Consider the following 9979-nt stretch of genomic DNA (forward strand, 5'->3'; position numbering starts at 1 on the left):
TACTTATTCACAGCTACATCAATTTTTCTATTGACTTTTAACACAACTGCTGCAAGACCAGGATTAGCCTCCAATACTATTTCTACTGCTCCAGAGCTATATCCATAGTGCTTAAAACATATGTAATCTAACATTTCATTTTCTCGGGTTATATAATGTACTGTCATACATAACTCCTTAAACTTAAGCTAAATTCAACCTTTTTTGGTAATCCACAGGGAAAATACGACGTTTGCTTTTCTTCTAACCGCACAATAACAAATCTTCCCAAAACATTCCCTAAATTGTCTACTAAGATACTTGGTTCATGATTTTTCTCAGTTTCTTTCATACTTTTTAATTGATTTAAATCATTCAGATTATGGAAATAAATTACTCCTTCTAAGTCTATATTTTCTGCACCTTGACCAATATTTTGTAATGAAGGTATTTTACCAATGCACTCAATTGTACTCCAACGATTTTCTTTACTATACCTTACACTTGTTGGAGAAAGCTTATGTTGACCAAGTGATAGCATTAGTAAATTGGTTCTATTGAATCAAATAAAACATCACGAGATTTTTCCCTTATTCTTTTTATTACTGCATCAGCAAGACTACGTACATCTTGGTTAGGTTCTGCTTTTATACTTATATTAAATGTAAAAGTTTGATTGAAAATTTTTTGTTCACACTTTTCACAGTCTTTTAAAACTTTCTCTGAATTATCTGCTACAGAACTTTTTTCTGTAATCACACTTTCAATATTCGTTCTACTATTCGAAATTCCACTAAAAGCATTATTATTTAATAAAGGATTTCCTTTACTAAAAACATTTCTATTTTCACTAGTTGCACTGCCTATTTTTGCTTCTACTGTTTTCTCTAATGCTTTTATTGGATTATCATTAAACAATTTTCCTATACCAATCCAATTTTCTATAGGTTTTGTAATTGATTTCCAGATACTTGAGAAAAAGTCCTTTACCTTTTGCCAATTAGCGATTACAAGTGCTGCACCAACTGATAGTCCAGCAATAGCAGCTCCTATAGGATTGGTTAGCGTTAAAGCTTTCAGTCCCATGATTACTGCTGGAATTACTCGTGCTGATAACGAAGTTAATACTGGCAAAAGTGTTCCCTGCAAAATAGCATTAAAAGTTAATAGTCCACCTCCAGCCAATGTAAATGCATAACCAAAACCTACCACTGCAATCTTGCCAATAATAAGAGCTGAAATTATGCTCATAACTCCTGTAGTCAAAATTGGACACTTCTCTGCGAACCAAGCTATACCTGTAGATATAGACCTCAAAATCTTACTTATCCAATTTAAAGTAGGTAGCATAACTGACCCTAAGTTCATTCCTAGCTCTGCTATTGTATTTTTAAGTAGCTGCAAGTTATTTGCTGTAGTGCTTGCACGGTTATTAAATTCCTTTTGCATAGATTTGTTATACTTTTCTTTATCAGCCACAAAATCTATTGCTTTTTTATATTCTTCCAAACTCCCAACTATCAATGCAATATCATCTTGATATTCTTGACCAAAGAGATTGAGAAGGATTTGTGAACGTTCCTGTCTATCTACTTTTTCTAAAGTTTCAAAAAAATGAAGTAGAGCGTTTTGCCCGTTTTCAGCAACCTTTTGTGACATTTCCTCTGCAGTGATACCTATCGATTCCAATGCTGCTTTGAACTCTTTTCCTTGCCCTTCAGCAGTTTGAAGTTTAGAAAGCAGAGCATTGACAGCAGTTGCTGCTTTTTCAGGTTGTTTACCTAAACTAATGAAGGCATTTACTAAACTACTTGTCTGATTAATATCTAAACCAAATTGTTTTGCATTACCACCCACTCTAGCAAGTGCTTCAATCATATCGTTTGCCTTAGCTGCAGTATTATCTGATAGGTAATTTATAACATCACCAACTCCTTCCATCTTCTCTACTGCAATTCCATAAATGTTAGCGAGTTTAGCTATGGAATCACCAGCTTGTTCAGCAGACATATCAAATGCTGTGGCCATTTTAGCTACTGTTGTGGTAAATTCAAGCAGCTTACCTTTGTTGATACCAAGCTGTCCGCCACTTGCAGCTATTTGTGCTAACTCTGCGGCTGATAATGGTATTTCACGGGATAATTTCTTCAATTCTCGAGTAAATATATTAGCTTCATTATCACCATTAAATTCTACTACTTTCCTAACGTCAGCCATAGCACTTTCAAAGTCAATCGCAACTTTAATTGGCGTTGCAAGCGAAAGTCCTAGTCCTATAGTTTCCATTACTTGTGATCTATAATGCGCTTTTTTTGCCAAAGCATTTTGCTGTTTTTGTATTACAGATCCTAATTTACTGTATTTTCCTTTTAGTACTTCAATAGATGAACCAAGTTTAGTTTGATCTCTCACTAAAGATTTGACATCCTTTCCACTTTTCCTGATTTCTTCATTTAATGTGTAAAGTGCATCTCTCTTTTTAATATAAGCCTCTTTTGCCTTTGATGCCGATGCTTTCAATTTTTCAAATTCATTTTTCAGTGCTTTGCTTGGTTCGTTTTTTTCCTTTTTTTCTTTAGTAATTGCTGCAGCTGATTCTTTTGCTTTCTTCTCCGCTTCCTTCCAATTCTTCATAGCTTCAAGGGCATCATGATTTAGTTGCTTAAATTTGGAAACAGATTTCATTGACGAATCAAGCTGCTTTATACTATCACCCAACTTAGAAAGCTTTGCTGCACTACCTGTCATTGCACTATTAAAACTGCCATCTAATGTTGCACTGATCTTTATTGAAAGCATTGACATTTTTTTGCTACTCCTTTACTTATTTCTATCCAGGATAAAAATTCATTTACATCCATATTAGTAATCTGCTCAATTCCACTTCCTGTTATTGAACTAAGTTTTAAAATATTGAATCTTAATTCCTCTGTTCTAAAGGCGACAAAAAATCTTTTAGCACCTTTTGTATTTCTACATAATCTTTAATACATAAATCTTCAACTGCTTCTTTTGGCACAGATGCTAGATTAGCAATTAAAGCTACCTCTTTCAAAGCTTCGCCTTCTATGCGTTCTATAGCAAGTAAATCTCTTACTTTAGGTTCACGCATCGATAACTCTGAGACAGAGATACTATCAACTGTTATTGATTCACTAAGTGTAATTGTTTTCATATTTTCCTCTAAAAAAATAAAATTTCAAATAAGTTTTCATATTCCTAAAACCGTTTGTAGCAAGGCCATTTGATCAACACCATTTATCTTTCTAATCATATTTTCAGCATCGATCTCTATTAATTCATTACCACCTATAGTAAGTTTATAGTAATGAGCAGCTATAGTACACTTCAGCGTTGCTTTTTCAGCAGGTTTCCAGCTACCAAAATCAAATTCTTTGAATATGCCTCTTAGATTGATTACTACAGCTTCAATATCGTTACTACCACTCCCTTGCATTCCACCTCTGAGCGTCAAAGATACTGAATTTCCATTTATCAACCCAAATAGCCGAAAGAGTTCTGTATCGTATTCAGAAAAAGTGAAATCTGCTTCAAGCTTTTCCATTCCCATGTCAATATTTATTGGAATATCCATACCACCAGCTCTATATTCATCTGTTTTTATGGTAAGTTTTGGCAAGGTTATTTCATCTATTTTTCCTGCATAACCACGACCATCTACAAATACGTTAAAATTTCTCAGTATTTTGGGTAACACTTCGCTTTCTCCTAACTTATTACACTATTATTTACAAGATGGGATCTGAATATTATTTGCTCAGCCGGATATGGTGGTGTAAACTCAAAGTCAAAGTATACTTTTCCGCTTGCAATATTCGCCGGTGTATTGAGTTCGGGAGTTGCATAGCATTTTCCACTGATAATCGCTCCTTGGGCTTTTAAATTGGCCAAATAAGTATAATGCACCCCATAAACTAGACCAAAAAAAAATGGTTGATCCGAGTAGGAAGGTAAAGGGGTAAAAGTATGGCAACAAAAAAATATGAACCAGAGTTAAAAGCAAAGATAGCTTTGGAAGCAATAAAAAATCAAAAAAGCACATCTGAGATATGTAGTGAATATAAAATACCATCAACAAATCTATATGATTGGCGTGATAGAGTATTGGCAAGGTTAAAAGACCTATTTGTTGAAGAAAGTGAAAGTGCGAGAAAACAAAGAATCTTAGCGCAAGAAATAGAAAGTTTACATAAAGTAATAGGAGAATTGACAGTGGAAAATAGTTATTTGAAAAAAAAATTACTGAAATAAGCAAAAAAGATAGAGTAAGGTTTATAGAAAAAGATTCTGATCTATCAATTAGGAAACAGGCTGATTTACTGGGGATTTGCAGATCTAGCCTATATTATAGGCATATAATTAATAACGAAAGTGAAATTTGATTCAAGAAGTATATTTGGCTTCTGATTGCCGTTATGGATATCGTAAAATTACTGCTGAAATCATAGCGAGTGGAGTAGTAGTCAATCACAAAAAAATCTTAAGAATTATGAAAAAAATGAAGATTAGTGGGCTGTATTGTAGAAAAAGATGTAATACAAGTATTAAAGAAAAAAAGCATAAAATATATCCTTATTTACTCAAAGATTTGATTATTTGTAGAGTTAATCAGGTATGGGCTACTATATATTATGGTAGAAGGTAAGTTTGTCTATTTTGTGGCAATAATGGACTTGTATAGTCGCTATATTATTGCTCATTCATTATCACCATATCTCGATGCTGGATTTTGCCTTTATACTCTCAAAGAAGCTCTAAAACAAGGTAAACCTGAGATTTTTAATAGTGATCAAGGAGTGCAGTTTACTAGCTACAACTTTATTATGGAATTAGAGCGTGCTAATATTAAAATTAGTATGGATCATAAAGGACGTTGCTTCGACAATATATTTGTTGAGCGTTTATGGAGAACTTTAAAGCAAGAAGCTATATATTATTATAGACCAAATAGTATCAGAGATTTGAATCTTATAATAAACGATTTTGTTGGTTGGTATAACTATAAAAGGCGACATCAGACTCTACATTATAAAGTTCCTGCTGATCTTTATTATCATAAACAGTAAATGAATATATTGATAAATACTTTAAATGTGTGTCGACGTATTTATCAACATATTCATTTTAAAAATCGGATCACTTTGAAAAAAATGGTCTAGACAAATGGGTGCATTATACTATGTTTATGACAGTAGTGGGCAAAGAGTCAGAAAGGTTACTGAAACCTATCAGAATAACGAAACAAACTCTACTCGAGTAGAAAAAATCTACTTTGGTGATATCGAGGTTACTAGAACTTACCAAAATAATGGTTTAAGCAAAGAGAAGTATACTGTCCATGTGATGGACGATAAAAGTAGAGTAGCATTGCATCATTACTGGACTCGTGGAACATCTGATGAAACTCGAAATAGTCAAAGTCGTTATCAGCTGAGTAATCACTTAGACTCAGTAGCACTAGAGTTAAATGATAATGCTGAAATCATGACATATGAGGAATATTTACCGTTTGGTGGTACAGCTCTAATTGCAGGGAAAAATGCACGAGAAGTCACAGAGAAAGAATATAGATATTCAGGAAAAGAAAGAGACGATAGCACCGGTCTTTATTACTACGGAGCTCGTTACTATGCGCCATGGCTTCTGAGGTGGGTCAATCCTGATCCGGCGGGGACTGTTGATGGGTTGAATTTATTTCAGTTTATTAAAGGTAATCCAGTTAATGGTGTTGATGTTGGGGGAATGGGATCAGAAAGACTGAGCAAAAAACAGAAAGTTAGCTATAACGATTGTGATATAAGCAATGATGATGACCAGGAAGATTTATTTGAAGATACAGGCACGCCAGAACAAGATAAAAAGGATGATAAGTTAGATCCAAAATCTAGACCATATCCAGAATACTACTTTGTCGGATCAGATTCTGAAAGTGAGAATACTGAGTGTTTTCAAGCTAATATTGAAAATAAACGGAACAAAACAAGTAGGAAAGTTGTAGGTAAAAAACGCAGTACTGCAAGTCATTATCTATCTAGGTTTATAATGCACCCATTTGTCTAGACCATTTTTTTCAAAGTGATCCGATTTTTAAAATGAATATGTTGATAAATACGTCGACACACATTTAAAGTATTTATCAATATATTCATTTACTGTTTATGATAATAAAGATCAGCAGGAACTTTATAATGTAGAGTCTGATGTCGCCTTTTATAGTTATACCAACCAACAAAATCGTTTATTATAAGATTCAAATCTCTGATACTATTTGGTCTATAATAATATATAGCTTCTTGCTTTAAAGTTCTCCATAAACGCTCAACAAATATATTGTCGAAGCAACGTCCTTTATGATCCATACTAATTTTAATATTAGCACGCTCTAATTCCATAATAAAGTTGTAGCTAGTAAACTGCACTCCTTGATCACTATTAAAAATCTCAGGTTTACCTTGTTTTAGAGCTTCTTTGAGAGTATAAAGGCAAAATCCAGCATCGAGATATGGTGATAATGAATGAGCAATAATATAGCGACTATACAAGTCCATTATTGCCACAAAATAGACAAACTTACCTTCTACCATAATATATAGTAGCCCATACCTGATTAACTCTACAAATAATCAAATCTTTGAGTAAATAAGGATATATTTTATGCTTTTTTTCTTTAATACTTGTATTACATCTTTTTCTACAATACAGCCCACTAATCTTCATTTTTTTCATAATTCTTAAGATTTTTTTGTGATTGACTACTACTCCACTCGCTATGATTTCAGCAGTAATTTTACGATATCCATAACGGCAATCAGAAGCCAAATATACTTCTTGAATCAAATTTCACTTTCGTTATTAATTATATGCCTATAATATAGGCTAGATCTGCAAATCCCCAGTAAATCAGCCTGTTTCCTAATTGATAGATCAGAATCTTTTTCTATAAACCTTACTCTATCTTTTTTGCTTATTTCAGTAATTTTTTTTTCAAATAACTATTTTCCACTGTCAATTCTCCTATTACTTTATGTAAACTTTCTATTTCTTGCGCTAAGATTCTTTGTTTTCTCGCACTTTCACTTTCTTCAACAAATAGGTCTTTTAACCTTGCCAATACTCTATCACGCCAATCATATAGATTTGTTGATGGTATTTTATATTCACTACATATCTCAGATGTGCTTTTTTGATTTTTTATTGCTTCCAAAGCTATCTTTGCTTTTAACTCTGGTTCATATTTTTTTGTTGCCATACTTTTACCCCTTTACCTTCCTACTCGAATCAACCATTTTTTTTTGGTCTAGTTTATGGGGTGCATTATAGTTTAAGCATTACTTGTATGTAGGTGCTATTGAGCAAAGGGCTGCAGAAAAATTGAAGGAAAAAAGAGATTTTCTTGTTGCTCCTGATAGTAAGGAAAATACTATGTTTCAAGCTGAAAGAGGAGGGTATGGAAATGATTATCCTCAAGCCCACACTGTTGCATTGACTCTTAACCCAAAATATCAAAGCTCCCGTGAGACATCACAAGAAATCAAGGAATTAATTTCTGAATTAGCTCATGTTCAAGTTCAATCACGAAAAGAGGCAAACCTTGGTACAGGGCAGGGTATTGATACTGTACAAAGAACAAGCGGAAAAGAAGGGGCACTAGGTCACTGCCATTAAGTTAAGGAAAAGTGATGAACTGTATTATAAAATCAGGTAAGATCCACAAATTAAAAGAAGTAATGACATGAGTAAAAAAAAGAATAATCATGTTTATAAAAAATAAATTGATGAGTTTAAACTTTATAAACGCACACAGAGCATCCTCAAAAGACTTCTCACGAAAAAGAAAGCTGCCCTTCGTTAATGTATTTCTCCTGATTTTTAGAAAGAGTGTAAAGTCATTACAAGTGATGCTTAATGAGTTTGTTCTGCATACAAGAAAAGATTATACAATTACGGCAAGTGCATTTACTCAAGCAAGAAAGAAGCTAAAGCATACTGCGTTTTCAGAGTTAAATGATGATATAGTTTCCCTATACTACCAAGATCAGGAATTTAAAACCCACCATGGCTTCAGAGTACTTGCATTTGATGCTTCAATACTGATTCTGCCAAAGAGCGACAAAATAATAGGTGAGTTTGGCTCAAGAGCAGTATGGAATGGAATCCAGAGATTTGAAGACTATACAAGTGCAACCTTTGAAGTTTGCTACGATGTGCTAAATAATATTGCAATAAAATCTGTGCTAAGTAGAGGTGACAGCTATGAGGTTGATTTAGCAATCGGTATGCTTGAATCCATAAAATCAGACGATTTGTTAATCTGTGATAGAGGATACGTATCTTATCGATTTCTTGCTGAGCTTACAGGAAGGAAAATCAATTATATAATTCGCTGTTCAAGTTCGTCTTTCAATGAAATAAACGCTATGTTTAAGCCGGAAAGCCCATCTAGTACGGTGGTAGTGTCTACCGCACCTATTAAAGTAGCAAGACAGCTACGAAAGCTAGGATTACCTGATGAGATGAAATTCAGGTTAGTCAAAATAATACTTTCTTCTGGCGAAGTTGAAGTGTTAGTAACATCTCTGTTAGATGAGAAACGTTTTACAGTTGAAGAGTTTGAGAGATTATATTACTTGCGCTGGGGAGTAGAAACATTTTTTTCTAGGCTGAAGGGAAGATTAAATTTAGAGAATTTCACAGGAAAAAGTATTGAAACTATCAAGCAGGATTTTTGGTCAACTATCTTCATCAGTAATCTAGAAAGTATCATGATAGAAGATGATGAAGAGACATTGAGCGCACAGAATAGTAAACTAAAAAAAAGCATCAATAAATCTGTCTCATTTAATGCGATTAAAAACTTAGCCTTTGATATTTTTTCTACAGAGTCAGACATAGACTGCATTATGGATCGACTATCACAGTTATTTTTGATGAACACTTTAGTGGTGAGAAAAGGGAGAAGAGTTGATCGTCATAAGATATCTGATATTCGTTCACTCAACTACCAGAAAAGAGCTAGAAAACATGTGTTTTAAATTCAAGATATCTTTTCAGTATCATTGCATTAGTACATTCTTTGCAAAATAACCTGCAATTATTACTTTTTTAAATAACTTGCACTTTTCAGACTCCCTTTTCTTAAAAATTCACCCTAGTATTTACCATAATTATCAATCACTTCAAATTTTTTGTCCAATCTTAACTTCTCTTTCCCTTAACTTAATGGCAGTGGGCACTAGGTATACTTCGAAAGATTGACTATGCCAAACGTAACACTCCTGGAAATATAGAACTAGTTAATCAAATAAAAGATAAGTTTATATCCAAGATAAAAGAAGATAAGGCAAACAAATTATCGGAACTGTCAAAAGATAATATCGATAAAATTTTTAATCGTGCTCTCGAATATTATAAGGGACCACAACATATTCAAAAGCAAAGGAAAAATAGAGGGGCGGGATAAGTAGAAAGTACATTTTAACGATATGTTGAGCAATAATAACTATATCAAAAAGGTAAGGAAAATTTCAGAGCAAGAATGGGATGTATCACTTTTTAAGTCGAGCAACAAATATTAATTTAAAAATCTAAACAACTATTAAGAGGAAAAACATGACCAACGAAAATACAGCGAACGATTCTCAAATTCGCCTAGAGAAGATGGGAATAGAAAACGTTGAAGAAGCTGAAAAATTACTCAGTTTTAAAAATGAAAATGATGAGTATTTATATGACTCAGCATTTAAAATTACAGATTTATGTGAGGATATCTTTATTGAAAAAGTAAAAGACACAATCACAGAGCAAGAAGCGAAGGATATTTATCAGAAGGCCTTAGCAAGGAGAGAATTCGTCTCCCGTTATATAGAAAACGCCAGAGAAATGACCGAACCACATTATAGAGCACTACGCGTTTGTAATATCGACCATGATACTGCAGAGAAGTGCGATGCAATTATACACAGTTTACAAGGGGAATAAT

Annotated in this window: 8 protein-coding genes and 4 pseudogenes; 5 read left to right on the forward strand and 7 right to left on the reverse strand. The window is 33.4% G+C overall.

The features are described 5' to 3' along the window. Positions 1-50 precede the first annotated feature (50 nt). The 6 genes and pseudogenes from OPS21_RS07995 to OPS21_RS05775 form a co-directional block, all read right to left on the reverse strand. Positions 51-167 (reverse strand): annotated as a pseudogene (locus OPS21_RS07995) (tail protein X); the annotation flags it as partial. Further along, a complete protein-coding gene (locus tag OPS21_RS05755) occupies positions 164-520 on the reverse strand; it encodes a phage tail protein (protein WP_038536970.1) in 357 nt (118 codons plus the stop codon). The gene OPS21_RS05755 and the pseudogene OPS21_RS07995, both read right to left, overlap by 4 nt. Continuing rightward, positions 520-2784, reverse strand: a complete 2265-nt coding sequence (locus OPS21_RS05760) for a phage tail tape measure protein (protein WP_265027602.1) — start codon at positions 2782-2784, stop codon at positions 520-522. The genes OPS21_RS05755 and OPS21_RS05760 overlap by 1 nt, the downstream gene beginning before the upstream one ends. Before the next feature lie 115 nt (positions 2785-2899). Further along, positions 2900-3154, reverse strand: coding sequence for a phage tail assembly protein (locus OPS21_RS05765; RefSeq protein ID WP_236514921.1), 255 nt, complete (start codon positions 3152-3154; stop codon positions 2900-2902). 36 nt (positions 3155-3190) lie between these two features. After that, positions 3191-3697 carry a phage major tail tube protein gene (locus tag OPS21_RS05770; RefSeq protein WP_236514923.1) on the reverse strand — a complete coding sequence of 169 codons (507 nt, stop codon included), beginning with the start codon at positions 3695-3697 and terminating at the stop codon, positions 3191-3193. A gap of 11 nt (positions 3698-3708) precedes the next feature. Continuing rightward, positions 3709-3909, reverse strand: a pseudogene (locus tag OPS21_RS05775) (phage tail sheath C-terminal domain-containing protein); the annotation flags it as partial. 57 nt (positions 3910-3966) lie between these two features. Between OPS21_RS05775 and OPS21_RS05780 the strand changes: the two are divergent. Together OPS21_RS05780 and OPS21_RS05785 are read left to right on the forward strand one after the other, a co-directional pair. Further along, positions 3967-5066, forward strand: a pseudogene (locus OPS21_RS05780) (IS3 family transposase). Positions 5067-5163: 97 nt separating this feature from the next. Then, entirely contained in the window at positions 5164-6060 is an 897-nt protein-coding gene (locus OPS21_RS05785) for an RHS repeat-associated core domain-containing protein (RefSeq protein WP_264337041.1), read from the forward strand. An 89-nt stretch (positions 6061-6149) separates the two neighbouring features. Here OPS21_RS05785 and OPS21_RS05790 read toward each other — a convergent pair. After that, positions 6150-7249: pseudogene (locus OPS21_RS05790) on the reverse strand (IS3 family transposase). Positions 7250-7332: 83 nt separating this feature from the next. On the opposite strand from OPS21_RS05790, the gene OPS21_RS05795 reads away from it, so the two are divergent. From OPS21_RS05795 to OPS21_RS05805, 3 genes are all read left to right on the forward strand, one after another. Continuing rightward, complete coding sequence (locus OPS21_RS05795) at positions 7333-7665, forward strand: hypothetical protein (RefSeq protein ID WP_265027603.1); 333 nt, start codon at positions 7333-7335, stop codon at positions 7663-7665. Positions 7666-7754: 89 nt separating this feature from the next. Beyond that, positions 7755-9032, forward strand: coding sequence for an IS4-like element ISWpi18 family transposase (locus OPS21_RS05800; RefSeq protein ID WP_264336305.1), 1278 nt, complete (start codon positions 7755-7757; stop codon positions 9030-9032). Positions 9033-9609: 577 nt separating this feature from the next. Then, positions 9610-9978, forward strand: coding sequence for a hypothetical protein (locus tag OPS21_RS05805; protein WP_264337039.1), 369 nt, complete (start codon positions 9610-9612; stop codon positions 9976-9978). The last annotated feature ends 1 nt before the right edge of the window (position 9979 follow it).

Origin of the sequence: Wolbachia endosymbiont (group B) of Chorthippus parallelus (assembly GCF_947251815.1) — a bacterium.
In the GTDB taxonomy this organism is placed as follows: domain Bacteria; phylum Pseudomonadota; class Alphaproteobacteria; order Rickettsiales; family Anaplasmataceae; genus Wolbachia.

Coding starts and splice junctions, on each gene's coding strand:
- OPS21_RS05755 (WP_038536970.1), bottom strand. CDS start 520: ATGCTATCACTTGGTCAACATAAGCTTTCTCCAACAAGTGTAAGGTAT.
- OPS21_RS05760 (WP_265027602.1), bottom strand. CDS start 2,784: ATGTCAATGCTTTCAATAAAGATCAGTGCAACATTAGATGGCAGTTTT.
- OPS21_RS05765 (WP_236514921.1), bottom strand. CDS start 3,154: ATGAAAACAATTACACTTAGTGAATCAATAACAGTTGATAGTATCTCT.
- OPS21_RS05785 (WP_264337041.1), top strand. CDS start 5,164: ATGGGTGCATTATACTATGTTTATGACAGTAGTGGGCAAAGAGTCAGA.
- OPS21_RS05800 (WP_264336305.1), top strand. CDS start 7,755: ATGTTTATAAAAAATAAATTGATGAGTTTAAACTTTATAAACGCACAC.
- OPS21_RS05805 (WP_264337039.1), top strand. CDS start 9,610: ATGACCAACGAAAATACAGCGAACGATTCTCAAATTCGCCTAGAGAAG.